Raw genomic sequence first — 13,284 nt, 5'->3', positions numbered from 1 at the left:
CGGGAGTGCCGGAGGGCGCTCGACCAGTACGGGACGAGGACGCGTTCGACGTACCCGCCGTCGACGCGTGGCTGCGGGAACAGGTCTCGCTACCGGCCGGATTGCCTGAGGTGAAGCAGTTCTCCGGTGGCGCCTCGAACCTCACCTATCTGTTGAGCTATCCGGGCCACGACCTGATCCTGCGCCGTCCGCCGGCGGGCACGAAGGCGAAGAGCGCGCACGACATGGGCCGCGAGTACCGCATCCAGGCCGGCCTCAAGCCGGTGTTCCGGTACGTCCCGGAGATGGTTGCCCACTGCAAGGACGAAACGATCGTCGGCTCCGAGTTCTACGTGATGGAGCGGGTGGCCGGGACGATCCCCGGGCATCACACGCTGGGCGTCGACCTCACTCCGGCGCAGACCCGGCAACTCGGCTTCACATTGATCGACACGCTCGCCGAGCTGCACGCGGTCGACCCCGAGGCGGCCGGTCTGGGCGATCTCGGCCGCGGTGCGGGGTACGTCGAACGTCAGGTCACCGGCTGGTCCGAGCGGTATCGCAAGGCGAAGACGTGGAACGTGCCGAGCTACGAGCGCGTGATGGCGTGGCTCGCTGCTCATCAGCCGGCCGAGGTGCGGACGTGCGTTATCCACAACGACTTCCGGCTCGACAACGTCGTACTGGCGCCGGACGATCCGCTGCGTGTGGTCGGCGTACTGGACTGGGAGCTGGCAACGCTAGGGGATCCGTTGATGGATCTCGGGGGTGCGCTCGCGTACTGGGTGCAGGCCGACGACGACTGGGCGTTCCGCCGGTTCCGGCTGCAGCCGTCGGACGCGCCCGGCATGCTCACGCGCGACGAGATCGTGGAGTACTACGTGAAGCAGTCAGGTGTGCCTGTGGACAACTGGGCGTTCTACGAGGTGTTCGGGCTGTTCCGGCTAGCAGTGATTGCGCAGCAGATCTACTACCGCTACCACCACAAGCAGACCCGCAACCCGCGGTTCAAGAACTTCTGGCTGCCGGTCAATCTGCTCGAGCGGCGCTGCCGCCGGATCATCCGGCAGGCGTGAGTGGCGGTCATCTATCTGGTCCGGCACGCGCAGGCGTCGTTCGGTGCGCGTGACTACGACAAGCTGTCGGAGTTGGGCGAACAGCAGGCGAAGCGGCTCGGGCACACGCTTGCGGAGGTCAAGCCGCAGCTGGTGATGTCCGGTTCGATGCACCGGCATCAGCAGACGGCTTCGTTGGCGGGGTTCACCGCGGAGGTGGATCCGGGGTTCGACGAGTTCGATCACCAGGAGGTGCTCGTCGCGCACAAACCGGCGTACAGGCGGCACGCGGTGATGGTGGCCGACCTTGCCCGTACCGGAAACCCGAAGCGTACCTTCCAGGACGTCTTCTCCGCGGCGACCCAGCGCTGGATCGACGGCGGCGACGGGTACGCCGAGACATTCCAGGCGTTCTGCGACCGGTCCGAGGCTGCGGTACGACGTACTGCCGAGCGGCTCGGGAAGGGTGAGGCGGCGCTCGTCTTCACGTCCGGCGGGCCGATCGCGGCCGTGGTGAGCCGGCTGCTGTCCGGTGGCGACGGGCTGTGGGCGAAGCTGAACCCGGTGACGATCAACACCGCGATCACCAAGGTCGTGTCCGGCCGCGGCGGGCTGACTGTGGTGAGCTACAACGAGCATGTCCACGTCGGTGCCGACCTGCTCACGTACAGATAGGACTCCCGATGCGACGGAACATCCTGATCACCGGCGCCAGCTCCGGCCTCGGTGCCGAGATGGCCCGGCAGTTCGCGGCGAAGGGCCACAACCTGGCGCTGACCGCCCGACGTACCGACCGGCTGGAGACGCTGCGCGCCGAGCTGACCGAGCGTTATCCACAGGTCACGGTAGTTACCCACAGCCTGGATGTGACCGATCACGACCAGGTGTTCAAGGTGTTCCGGGAGATCGACGCCGAGCTGCCGCTGGACCGGATCGTCGTGAATGCCGGACTCGGCAAGGGCGCGCCGCTCGGCACCGGCCGGTTCGACGCCAACCGCGACACCGCGCTGACCAACTTCGTCGGCGCGCTCGCCCAGGTCGAGGCGGCGATGGAGTTGTTCCGGGCGCGGAACGCCGGCCATCTGGTGCTGATCGCCTCGATCTCCGCGCTGCGCGGGTTCCCGAAGACGGTCACGACGTACGCCGCGACGAAAGCCGGGCTCGCCTCGCTCGGGGAAGGGTTGCGGCTGGAGCTGCTGGGCAAGCCGATCAAGGTCAGCACGATCTACCCCGGGTACATCCGGTCCGAGATGAACGAGCGGGTGGCGAACGCGCCGTTCATCGTCGACACCGAGCCGGGAGTGCGCGCGATGGTCGCCGCGATCGAGGCGGAGAAGGCGAAGGCGTACGTCCCGGCGCGGCCGTGGTGGCCGCTCGCCCAGGTCATGCGGTTCGCGCCGCTGCCGTTGCTGAAGAGGATGATCTGAATGCGCTGGGGTCTGACCGTCCCGCTGACCGGCGTACCGCTGCGTGATCACCGCGCGCTGATCTCGGAGCTGCACGAGTTGGGGTACACGGATCTGTGGTCGGCGGAGGTCGCCGGTGCGGATGCGTTCACGCCGCTGGTGCTCGCGTCCGAGTGGGACTCTTCGTTGCGGTTGGGGACGGCTGTCGTACCGGTGCACACCCGTGGGCCGGCGGCGCTGGCGATGAGTGCGGCGGCGTTGGCGGATCTCGCGCCGGGACGGTTCGTGCTCGGGATCGGGGCGTCGTCGGAGACGATCGTGACCGGGTGGAACGGGATCGCGTACGACCCGCCGCTGGCGCGGACCCGCGACGTACTGCGGTTCCTGCGGCAGGCGTTCGCGGGCGAGAAGGTCGACGGGGAGTTCGACAGCTTCACGATCCGGCGGTTCCGGCTGGAGAAGGCGCCCGACGTACCGCCCGCGATCATGCTCGCCGCGCTCCGTCCGCAGATGCTGCGCCTGGCCGCGCGCGAGGCGGATGGTGCGATCACGAACTGGTTGTCCGCGGACGACGTACGCCGGGTTCGCGAGGAGCTCGGTCCGGACAAGGAACTCGCCGCCCGCATCTTCGTCTGCGTCACCGAGGACGCCGAGATGGCCCGCAACATCGGCCGCTTCCTGATCGCGACGTACCTGACCGTGCCCGGGTACGCCGCCTTCCACGACTGGCTCGGCCGCGCCGAGGTCATGAAGCCGATGCGTGATGCCTGGGCGACCGGCGACCGCAACGCCGCGATGGCCGCCATCCCCGAAGACCTCATCGACGCCCTGATAGTCCACGGCACCCCGGCCGAATGCCGCGCCCACATCAACCGCTACGTGGAAAACGGCCTCGACACCCCCATCATCGCCACCCTCCCCACCGGCACCGACCTCCTGGAAACCGCCCGCTCACTGGGTGGTTAGCGGGCGCTGAGCTGGAAGGCGCGGACGCAGAGCGGTTCTGGCGCGATCTCGTGGATGACGATGACGCCGTTGACCGTGGAGCCCTTGGTGGTACCGGTCAGAGGAATGACGAATGTCGTCTGCTGGCCGACCAGTTTGCCGGCGGTGAGTCTTGTGGGCGGGGTGAGGAACGTCTTCATCAGCGTCGGGATCACCTGCCGGGAGCTCTCACAGGCCAGTGCGGTCGCCGCTGCGGAGTTGTTGGCGTTGAGTTGGGTGACGAAGCGGCGGGCGAGGTTGGTCGCACCTGCTGCCCCGGTCCCGGTCGCGCTCGGTCGCGCAGTCGTCGGTCGCGCAGTCGTCGGGCGCGCAGTTGGGCGCACGGCAGTTGGGCGAGCTGTGGTTGGGCGGGTGGTTGTGGTGGGCTTCGGGTTGGCGGCGGCGCCGCCGGGATCGCGGTCGGTGGTGCGGTGGTCGCTCACGAGGCGGTAGGCGAGTACGCCGACCGCGCCCAGGGCAACCAACGCGAGCACGACGATCAGCGCGATGATCAGCCCGCCGCGGTTCTTCCGAGGCGGCTGCCCGTACGTTGGCGCCGACTTGTAGTCGCCCGGCTGCGGCTGCCAGCTGTAGTTCGGGCCGGAAGGCGGTGAGCTCACAGACTCAAGTGTGGCAGCGAGATCAGCTCAAGCGGTGCTCTCGCAGCCACATCGTTGCGCGACGGTTGGAGGCTCGGGACAGCCACGCGTCCTGGATGACCTCGGTGAGTTCCTGCTTGGTGAGTTCGCCCAATTGGCTGGCCCGGACGAGGACCGACGGGTGACCATCGAAATGCGGTGTCGAGAAGAACGGATTCGAGTCGTCGGACAGCAGCGCGAGCTTCTCGTTCTCGGACTCGACCCAGATCATGATCACGTCGTCGTACTTGTCCCCGCTCACCGGATCCACCGCGTCGGGTCGCGGCGTACGGAAGAACACGAAGGACTTCCCGCCGACCTGATACACAGGCCGATCCGTCCCGTCGTCGCGCTCCCACTTGGTGACGTACGGCATCCCCGAGGCGACCTCGTGCACATCCGCCACCCGAGCCCTCCGCGCCGCCATGCCCCCGAGTCTAGGGTCGCCACCTGTCGGGGGCGGGCGGCGCTGGGCTTGGTGTGATCGGCAGCTGGACAGGATGTGTCGGTTGGCCGGGTAGTGCACCTGAGCGTGAACGTGTCCGTGCGTACAGCGTCTCGCCGGTGCTCTACCTGTCGAGCTTGCACCTCACACCACCGCGAGGAGACGAGCCGCCACCAACCCGATCCTCCAGCCGGCCACCCGGGTGGAGCAGCCTCATACCAGCCCCTTCGGCAGGTCACCACCGGCGGGCAACTCTCACACCTCCGGCAGAGAGCCGGATATCCCCTGGCGTTGTGGGTTCTCCCTTCGTATGCCAAGGGAGAACCCACAACGCCGTGGGATATCCCCTCGTGTGCGAGGGCTCTCGTCGTGCTCGGTCGGGGCCGGCCGGTGGGGCGGCTCGGGCGGTGCATGCGGTGGTGCGGTGGTGCCGCCGCCAACACCTACACATCGGGCCGGAGAGCCGTTGGTTCCCGTGCACCGCCCCCAGCTCGGGTGCAACGCACCTGTTAGCCGGAGGTTGCGGGGAGCCAGATGGTGAAGGTGGAGCCGGTGCCGGGGTTGCTGGTGACGGTGATGTGGCCTTGGTGGGCTTCGGTGAGGTGCTTGGTGATGGCCAGGCCCAGGCCGCTGCCGCCGGTGGTGCGGGTGCGGGAGACGTCGGCCCGGTAGAAGCGGTCGAACAAATGCGGAAGGTGCTCAGGCGCGATGCCGGCGCCGTTGTCGGTGACCGTCAGGTTGAAACCAGGCCTGCCCTCAGACTCCACAGGCCGTACGCCGACCACGACGTGCCCGCCCGTCGGCGTGTAGCGGATCGCGTTCGACACCAGGTTCCCCAGCGCCTGCCGGATTCGCGAGCCGTCGACGACCGCGGGCGAGGGGCCGGCGACCGCGGCGGACAGCGTGACCCCGGCCGTGTCCGCGGCAGGCCCGTGCGCGGAGACGACTTGCTGGACCAACTCGGACAGGTCGCGTGAGGCCGCGTGTAGGCGGAGCATGCCCGCGTCCGCGAGGGCGAGGTCCTGAAGGTCGGCGACCAGGTGCTCAAGTAACCCCGTCTCTTCGAGCAGAGACGTCACGAGCGACTGGTCAAGCGGTACGACGCCGTCCTCGGACGCAACCAGATAGCCCTTGATGTTCGCGAGCGGCGTCCGAAGCTCATGCGCCACATCACTCACCATCGCCTTGCGCTGGAAGTCGTGCCGCTGGATCGACTCCGCCATGTCGTTGAACGCATGCCCGAGCCGCGCCACCTCGTCCTTCCCGCTGACGGGCACGCGCGCCGCGTGGTCCCCGTTCCGCATCCGCTGCGTCGCACCCGTCAACGCGACGATCGGCCGGACCAGCCGACGCCCGGCGAAGACCATCACCAGCGCCGCGATCAGCAGCACACCGAGCGCGGTCGCCGCGGTCCGGAGCAGTCCCTCACCGGAGAAGACGTTGAACGTGCTCTTCGCCCCGAGGTACAGCTTCGCGGGCGGAGCGACGTACGGCGTCAACGCCTGGACGCGGGCCTGGGTGGTGCAGTCGACGAACTTGTCCGTGAAATCGCCCTTGGCGATCGGCTCGACGGACTTCAGACCCCCGAAGTCGTTGATCTGGTACTTGAGGCTCGCGGCATCGAGGCAGGCGACCGCGCGCCGGACCTCGTCGTCGTTGACGATCTTGGCCTTGGCGCTCGGGGCGTACAGTCCGGGCGAGTAACAGGTGTCGTCCTTGGAAGCGACTCCGGGCTTCTCCATCACGCGCGCGCCGGCGAGCGACTCGGTCGACTCGATCATCACCTGCGGGACCGCCCCGCCGGTCTGCGCGACGCTCGCGGGCCTGCCCTTCGCCGTGTAGCAGTCGGCGACCTGCTGGGCGAGCTTTGCCTGGTTCCGCTGCTCCTCCTCGGTCAACCCCCAGTCGGCGGCGCCCACGAACGGCGGGATCGCGGTCGCGGTCGTGACGAACCCGCCCGCCGCGCCGGCCGCCACGGTCTTGCGGGCCGCGTACACGTTCGTCAGGCCCGAGATCCCGGCCAGCTTCGCGCCACCGGAGTTCCGGACGTCGATGGTTGCCGCCGGCACCGACGGGAGGTCCGGCGCCGCGCCGAGCATCCGGGCCGAGTCCGCGATCACCGAGCCGTCGTCGGCGGTGACCGCGACCCGGCGGCCGAGTTTGTCGGCCAGCTCGTGCACCAGTTTGTCCACACCGGACCAGGTCGGATGATCCGCGGCGTACTTCGACAGCTGGCCGTAGATCACGCCGTCGACCTGCAGTTGCCCCGTGTTCGCGTCGATCTCGCCTTGCAACTTCTCTGTCGTGCTGTACGTCGCGATCACCGCGGTGGCGATCACGGCCCCGAGCGCGACCGCGAGCGACAGCCCGAGGAACCGGACCAGCACGCTACGACGCATGGCTCACCGCCTGGTCCGCGAGTTTGTACCCCACGCCGTACACGGTCTTCAGGTACGCCGGTGCGCCCGCGGACGGCTCGATCTTCTTCCGCAGGTTCATCACATGTACGTCGACAGTCCGGTCGAACACGTAGTGGTCGAAGCCGAACGCGTGCTCGAGCAACTGCTGCCGCGAGAACGCCCGCCCGGGCGAGGCCGCGAGACAGGCGAGGATCTTGAACTCGGCCGGTGTCAGCTCGATCAGCTCCCCGGCCAGGCGGACCTCGTGCCGGCTTGGATCGATCTCGAGGTCGCCGACCCGGTACACCTCGCCCTCGGCGCGGCTCCGGGTACGGCGCAGTACCGACCGGACCCGCGCTACCAGTTCGCGCGGGTTGTACGGCTTCGTCAGGTAGTCGTCCGCGCCCAGATCGAGGCCGAGCAGCAGGTCGTCCTCGGTCGAGCGGGCGGTGAGCATGATGATCGGGACGTCGCCGTCGGCCCGCAGCACCCGGCACACGTCGAGACCGTCGACCTTGGGCATCATCACGTCGAGCACCAGCAGGTCCGGGCTGCGCCGGCGGGCCTCGTCGATAGCCTCCCGGCCGTCGTGGACGACGACGGTCAGGTGCCCTTCCCGTTCGAGGTACCGCCGGATCAGCTCCGCCTGCTTGAGGTCGTCTTCGGCGACCAGGATCCGGGCTGGCATACCCCTCAATGTCCCCGAAGTTGATGAGAATCCGATGAAGATCGGCTGAGAGCATCAGGTGCAAACGGGACCTTCACAGGTTCTTCACGGCCGCGGCGGCACGCTCCACGCCATGAAGAGAACAGCACTCGCCGTGATGGCGGTCCTGGCATTGGCCGCCTGTGGGAACGACAAGGCGCCGGTCGCGTCCGATCAGCAGAGCGACAAGAGTCCGCTCGCGGAGTACATGGGCGACGGCTTCGTCAGTTCGTCCGGCGGCGGGTTCAAGATGGCGGTCCGGGCCGGCGGCGCTCAGCAACCGACCGAGGAGGAACTGGCCAAGCAGCGCAAGGTCGAGGACGCCACCGCGACCTGCATGAAGGCGGCCGGTTTCGAGTACGTCGCCGTACCGCCGGAGCAGAACGCGAAGAGCAAGTTCAGCGAAGCGTTCAACCTGCCGCCGGACAAGTTCGCCGAGCAGTACGGCTACGGCATCAGCACGATCGACTGGTCCAAGGCCGGCGAAGACGACTCGAACCCGAACACCAAGATCCGCAGTGCACTGTCGGCGGCCGCGCAGAAGGCGTACGACAAGGCGCTCAACGGACCGAACGCGAACGGGAGCGGCGCGGTCGTGATCGAGGGCGGCAAGGACGGGCCGAGTTCGAGCGGTCAGCAGGACCTGGGCTGTCGTGGCAAGGCGGTCAAGCAGGTGTACGGCGACGGCGCGGACCGGAGCATCGACTTCAAGAAGTTCGACAGCCTGTTCAAGGACATCCAGGCGCTGCAGAAGCGGATCGACACCGACCAGCGCGTGGTGGACGCCACCAGCGCCTGGTCCGACTGCATGGCCGACGCCGGGCACTCCAATCTCAAGAAGGTCGACGACCCGCGGGAGCAGATCCAGCAGAAACTCGACACGCTGACCGGGAACAAGCCGCCGACGAAGGGCGGTCCGTCCAAGACGATCACCGGCCCGCCGTCGTTCGACAAGGTCGACTCGGCGAAGCTGTCCGAGCTGCGCAAGTCCGAGATCGCCCTCGCGGTCGCGGACCAGAAGTGCAAGGCCGGCGGGTACGACGACGCGTACAAGAAGGTGCAGTACGCGGCCGAGAAGGAGTTCGTCGACCAGCACAAGGCCGAGCTCGAGGCGTACCGCGACGAGACGGCGAACCGGTGACCGCTTCGCCCAAGTCCCGCCGCCGGGTGCTGGTCGGGGTGTCCGCGGTGGCCACCGTCTCGCTCGGAGTCGGTGTCGCCGCGGGCAGCCGGATCAGCTCGCCGGAGGACGCCGCCGCGAAGACCGCGGCACCGAAGGCGTCCCAGATCACCGTGCCGGTGGCGAAGAAGGCGCTGTCCAGCAAGGTGGTCGGTCGGGGTGACGCGTCGTTCGACGGCGCGGTGAACATCCGGGTCGAGACCAGCGGGCTGACGACACCGCCGATCGTCACCGGGAAGGTGCCGGCGGTCGGGTCGACGATCACCGAGGGGAAGGCGCTGCTCGAGATCACCGGGCGGCCGGTGATCGGGTTGGCCGGCGTACTGCCGATGTATCGGACGTTGTCGCCCGGGTCCAAGGGACCGGATGTGCTGCAGTTGGAACAGACGCTCGACCGGCTCGGATACGACCCGGGAACGGTTGACGACGAGTACACGCTCGACACGTCGGCCGCGATCGAGGAGTTGTACGAGAACGCCGGATACGAGGCCCCCGAGCCGGACGAGAAGTTCACGCAGGCCGTCGACCAGTCGAAGAATCAGGTCGACGCCGCGAAGAAGCAACTCCGTCAGGCTCAGTCGCAGCTCAAGGCGGCCAAGGACGCGAAGGCGAAGGACACCTCCGTGCAGCAGGGCGCTGTGGACGATGCGGAGGAGAATCTCGCGGACGCTCAGGAAGCGCAGAACGAGGCCGAGTTCAAGGCCGGTACGCCGCTGCCGGTGTCCGAAGTGGTCTACGTGAAGACGCTGCCGCGCCGCGTCGACGACGTGAAGGTCGAGCGCGGCGGGACCGTGAACGGCGTGGTGATGTCGGCCAGCGGTGCGTCGCTGGTGGTCACGGTCAAGGTCGACGCGGAGACCGCGCAGCGGCTGAAGGCAGGCATGGCGGCAACGCTCGATCTCGGTGACAGTGTGTCCGTCGCCGGAAAGGTCCGCCGGGTCACGAAGAACGGGAACCAGTACGACGTGGTGGTCGCGCCGAACGCGTTGACCGCGAGCCAGTTGGCGCTGCTGCGGGACGCGAACGTGCGGGTGACAATCCCGATCAAGAGCACCAGCGGCAAGGTTCTCGCCGTACCGGTGGCTGCCCTGTCGTCCGGATCCGATGGCGCCTCGCGGGTCGAGGTACTGCGGAACGGGAAGGTGGAGCTGATCCCGGTCACGGTCGGGCTGACCGCGGACGGGTTCGCGCAGGTCACGCCGAAGGGCGATGCGAAGTTGTCCGACGGCGACCAGGTGGTGGTCGGGCGATGAGTACCGCGGTTGCGTTGCCGGCGCCGGTCGTCGAGATGATCGGCGTACGGCGAATCTTTCCAGGGCCGCCCGAAGTACAGGCGATCAACGGGATCGATCTGATCATCGGGCAGGGGGAGTACCTGTCGATCGTCGGGCCGTCCGGGTCCGGGAAGTCGACGTTGCTGCACCTGCTCGGGTTGTTGGACAACCCAACGGGTGGGGTCTACCGGCTCGACGGCGTGGACACGATGAGCCTGCGCGAGCGGCGGCGCGCCGTACTGCGGGGGGAGCGGATCGGGTTCGTGTTCCAGTCGTTCCATCTGCTCGACCATCGGACCGTGCTGGAGAACGTGGCGCTCTCGATGGTGTACGTCGGAGTGCCGCGACGGCAACGGATGGCGCGGGCGCGGGTCGCGCTGGATCGGGTCGGGCTGTCGCACCGGATGGAGTTCGCGCCGACCACGCTCTCCGGCGGTGAGCGGCAACGGGTCGCGATCGCCCGAGCACTCGTGGCGGAACCCAGCCTGCTGCTCGCGGACGAGCCGACCGGAAACCTGGACAGTGCGAACGCGGAGGCGATCCTGCAGGTGTTCGACGAACTGCATTCCGAGGGCATGACGCTCGCTGTCATCACCCACGACGACAACGTCAGCCGCCGGGCGCAACGCCAGGTCCGCATCGTCGACGGAACCCTCCAGTGGTAACCCAAGCAGGCCCCCCGGATCCCGCCGGCGGGCCGTCCATGTCGCCGGGAGCGGCGTCGTCCTCCACCCCGACCCGCTCCCGGCGTCGCCGGCTCAGGTCTCGTCCCGCCGTGCGGGACCTGCTCGACGAGGCGCTGGCCGGCGTCGCCGCCCGGCCGACTCGGCTGATTCTCACCACGCTCGGCACCGTGCTCGGAGTCGCTGCGCTGGTGGGAACGGTCGGGCTGGGGCAGACGGCGGCCGGGCAGATCACGCAGCGGTTCGATCTGGCCGCGGCAACCAGGGTGGTCGTGCAGCCGGATGACAAAGGCGGGCAGGAAGGGGAGGCGGCGGCGCAACTGCCGTGGGACGCGCCGGAGCGGATCAAGCGGCTGAACGGCGTGGAAGCGGTCGGCACGGTCAGCAGCCTGGAGATCGGTGACGACCTGGTCGAGAACGTCACCGGCCTGGACGGCGGTCAGGGCAAGGCCCTCCAGGTGATGGCCGGATCCTCAGGCCTCTGGGACGCCGTACGCGCGGTGCTCAAAACCGGCCGGTTCTTCGACGACGGTCACGACCAGCGCGCCGACAAGGTGGTTGTCCTGGGCAAACATGCGGCGGAGCGGCTCGGCATCAACCGGGTCGACTCGCAGCCGGCCGTGTTCATCGGCGACGAGCCGTACACGGTGATCGGGATCCTCGACTCGGTCACCGGCCGCGCCGACCTGAACGACGCGGTGATCATGCCGAACGGTACGGCGAAGCAGGCCTACAACCTCGAGTCGCCGGACGCGGTCGAGATCCGTACGGCGGTCGGCGCCGCACAACTGATCGCGGAGCAGGCCCCGATCGCGATCGAGCCGAACAACCCGAGCACCTTGACCGTGGACGCTCCGCCGAAGCAGGGCGCCGTACGCAAGGGTGTGGAGTCCGACCTGAACGCGTTGTTCCTGCTGCTCGGCGCAGTCGCGTTACTCGTCGGCGGACTCGGCATCGCGAACGTGACGCTGCTGTCCGTCCTGGAACGCATCTCGGAGATCGGTCTGCGCAGAGCACTCGGCGCGGCCCGAAGACACATCGCGGTTCAGTTCCTGGTGGAGAGCGTGATCGTCGGCTTCCTCGGCGGGTTGCTCGGTACGGCGGTGGGCGTCATCCTGACCGTCGGCGTGTCCTGGGTCCGCGACTGGACGCCGATCCTGGACAACCGGCTGGCGTTCGGTTCACCCCTGCTGGGTGCGTTCATCGGTCTGGTCGCCGGCACCTATCCCGCCTGGAAGGCCTCCGCCATCCAGCCGATCACCGCCCTGCGAGGCACGTGAGTAAACAACGGCGGTGATCGCGAATCCGACCACGATCAGCGCGAGCACCGGGTAGGACTTCCCGCTGTCGGGCAGGATCGCCGCGCCGAGTGCGGCCGCGGAGACCTGCCCGACGTTGAAGATCATGTCGTACAGCGAGAACACCCGACCGCGGTACACGTCGTCGACACGCGTCTGCACGAGCGTGTCGACGCTGATCTTGATGCCCTGCGCGCAGAACCCGGTCAGGAACCCGCCCACCACCATCGCGGGCTTGGTGTAGAGCCCGATCGGTACGGCGCTCACCACTGCCGCCGCCACGAACAGCACGGTGATCCACTGCCGCAGTGCCATCACCCGAGTGCCCCACGGCGTGACGAGTGCGGCGACGAACAGACCGGCGCCGACCGCGCCGGTCGCGACCGCGAGCCCGCCGAACGCTTGGTTCAGCTGGCCTGGCCCGTAGAAGTAGTTGCGGTACAGCAGGATCATCGCGACCGTCATCAGCCCGAAGAAGAACCGCAGCGACCCGATCGCGGCGAGGCCGAGCGCAGCCTGTTTGCGTTCGCGGAGGTGCCGGCCACCGTCGACGAGACCGGTCGCGATCGTGCGGAGTGCTTCGGTGATGCCTGGCTCGTCGCCGTTCAGGTCTGGGCCGAGCTGGTCGCGCCGCAGCCGGAGAGCGAGAAGGGCGGCGGCCGTGTAGATGACGACGGTCAGCCCGAGGACGACCAGGTCGGAGTCGACGAGCAGCTTCACCCCGGCGCCGATCCCGCCGCCGATCAGGAAGAACGCCGTACCGCTCGTTGGCGTGACCGCGTTGGCCATCACCAGTTCGTCGCGCTCGACCACGTGCGGGAGGCCGGCGGAGAGCCCGGAGAGCAGGAAGCGGTTGACGCCGAGGGTGAGGAGTACGGCGAGGTAGAACGGCACGCCCGCGTTGTCGGCCGCGACAATCACGCCGACACCGATGACGAGCGCGGCCCGGGTCAGGTTCGCGGCGAACAGGATCTGCCGGCGCGACCAGCGGTCCAGCAGTACGCCGGTGAACGGCCCGAGGATCGAGTACGGCAGCAGCGAGACCGCGAACAGCCCCGCGATCGCCGCGGCATCCGGCGCCCGCTCCGGCGAGAACAGCACGTACGACGCCAGCGCGACCTGGAAGACCCCGTCCCCACACTGCGAAGTCAGCCGAACCGCGAACAGACGACGGAAATCACGCCGCCGCAACAGCGCCCGCAAATCCCGCATGAACCGCACGCCTGCACTGTAACCG

General features: G+C 68.4%; 13 protein-coding genes. 8 read left to right on the top strand and 5 right to left on the bottom strand.

Translation table 11 applies throughout. The annotated features are described in order from the left end of the window. The first annotated feature begins 5 nt into the window (after positions 1-5). Genes ACLJOO_RS11050 through ACLJOO_RS11035 form a run of 4 tightly spaced genes read left to right on the top strand, consistent with a single transcriptional unit; the run spans position 6 to position 3,406 of the window. Positions 6-1,055: a phosphotransferase family protein gene (locus ACLJOO_RS11050; RefSeq protein ID WP_410786788.1), complete on the top strand. Its 1,050-nt coding sequence runs from the start codon at positions 6-8 to the stop codon at positions 1,053-1,055. Continuing rightward, positions 1,056-1,709, top strand: coding sequence for a histidine phosphatase family protein (locus ACLJOO_RS11045; protein ID WP_410786787.1), 654 nt, complete (start codon positions 1,056-1,058; stop codon positions 1,707-1,709). A gap of 8 nt (positions 1,710-1,717) precedes the next feature. Next, the gene (locus tag ACLJOO_RS11040) at positions 1,718-2,461 is read left to right on the top strand and encodes an SDR family oxidoreductase (protein ID WP_410786786.1); all 744 of its coding nucleotides are present in this window, start codon (positions 1,718-1,720) and stop codon (positions 2,459-2,461) included. Further along, positions 2,462-3,406 carry an LLM class F420-dependent oxidoreductase gene (locus ACLJOO_RS11035; RefSeq protein ID WP_410786785.1) on the top strand — a complete coding sequence of 315 codons (945 nt, stop codon included), beginning with the start codon at positions 2,462-2,464 and terminating at the stop codon, positions 3,404-3,406. Here ACLJOO_RS11035 and ACLJOO_RS11030 read toward each other — a convergent pair. The 4 genes from ACLJOO_RS11030 to ACLJOO_RS11015 all read right to left on the bottom strand — a co-directional run bounded on the left by ACLJOO_RS11030 (position 3,403) and on the right by ACLJOO_RS11015 (position 7,594). Beyond that, positions 3,403-4,044, bottom strand: coding sequence for a hypothetical protein (locus tag ACLJOO_RS11030; protein ID WP_410786784.1), 642 nt, complete (start codon positions 4,042-4,044; stop codon positions 3,403-3,405). The genes ACLJOO_RS11035 and ACLJOO_RS11030 overlap by 4 nt on opposite strands. Before the next feature lie 22 nt (positions 4,045-4,066). Continuing rightward, positions 4,067-4,489 (bottom strand): MmcQ/YjbR family DNA-binding protein, encoded by a 423-nt coding sequence (locus ACLJOO_RS11025; protein WP_410786783.1) that lies wholly within the window; start codon positions 4,487-4,489, stop codon positions 4,067-4,069. Positions 4,490-5,016: 527 nt separating this feature from the next. Continuing rightward, positions 5,017-6,906, bottom strand: coding sequence for a sensor histidine kinase (locus tag ACLJOO_RS11020; protein ID WP_410786782.1), 1,890 nt, complete (start codon positions 6,904-6,906; stop codon positions 5,017-5,019). After that, complete coding sequence (locus tag ACLJOO_RS11015; protein ID WP_410786781.1) at positions 6,896-7,594, bottom strand: response regulator transcription factor; 699 nt, start codon at positions 7,592-7,594, stop codon at positions 6,896-6,898. The genes ACLJOO_RS11020 and ACLJOO_RS11015 overlap by 11 nt, the downstream gene beginning before the upstream one ends. A 112-nt stretch (positions 7,595-7,706) precedes the next feature. Between ACLJOO_RS11015 and ACLJOO_RS11010 the strand changes: the two genes are divergently transcribed. From ACLJOO_RS11010 to ACLJOO_RS10995, 4 genes are all read left to right on the top strand, one after another. Then, the gene (locus ACLJOO_RS11010) at positions 7,707-8,753 is read left to right on the top strand and encodes a hypothetical protein (RefSeq protein ID WP_410786780.1); all 1,047 of its coding nucleotides are present in this window, start codon (positions 7,707-7,709) and stop codon (positions 8,751-8,753) included. Then, positions 8,750-10,045 (top strand): peptidoglycan-binding protein, encoded by a 1,296-nt coding sequence (locus ACLJOO_RS11005; protein WP_410786779.1) that lies wholly within the window; start codon positions 8,750-8,752, stop codon positions 10,043-10,045. Before ACLJOO_RS11010 ends, ACLJOO_RS11005 begins: the two co-directional genes overlap by 4 nt. Further along, the gene (locus ACLJOO_RS11000) at positions 10,042-10,731 is read left to right on the top strand and encodes an ABC transporter ATP-binding protein (RefSeq protein ID WP_410786778.1); all 690 of its coding nucleotides are present in this window, start codon (positions 10,042-10,044) and stop codon (positions 10,729-10,731) included. The genes ACLJOO_RS11005 and ACLJOO_RS11000 overlap by 4 nt, the downstream gene beginning before the upstream one ends. 110 nt (positions 10,732-10,841) lie before the next feature. Continuing rightward, complete coding sequence (locus ACLJOO_RS10995) at positions 10,842-12,029, top strand: ABC transporter permease (RefSeq protein WP_410786777.1); 1,188 nt, start codon at positions 10,842-10,844, stop codon at positions 12,027-12,029. Here the strand turns inward: ACLJOO_RS10995 and ACLJOO_RS10990 are convergent. Then, entirely contained in the window at positions 11,931-13,259 is a 1,329-nt protein-coding gene (locus ACLJOO_RS10990) for an MFS transporter (protein WP_410787142.1), read from the bottom strand. The genes ACLJOO_RS10995 and ACLJOO_RS10990 overlap by 99 nt on opposite strands. Positions 13,260-13,284 lie beyond the last annotated feature (25 nt).

This window comes from Kribbella sp. C-35 (genome assembly GCF_046549195.1).
GTDB lineage: Bacteria > Actinomycetota > Actinomycetes > Propionibacteriales > Kribbellaceae > Kribbella.
This window is presented reverse-complemented; position numbering and strand designations above follow the sequence as displayed.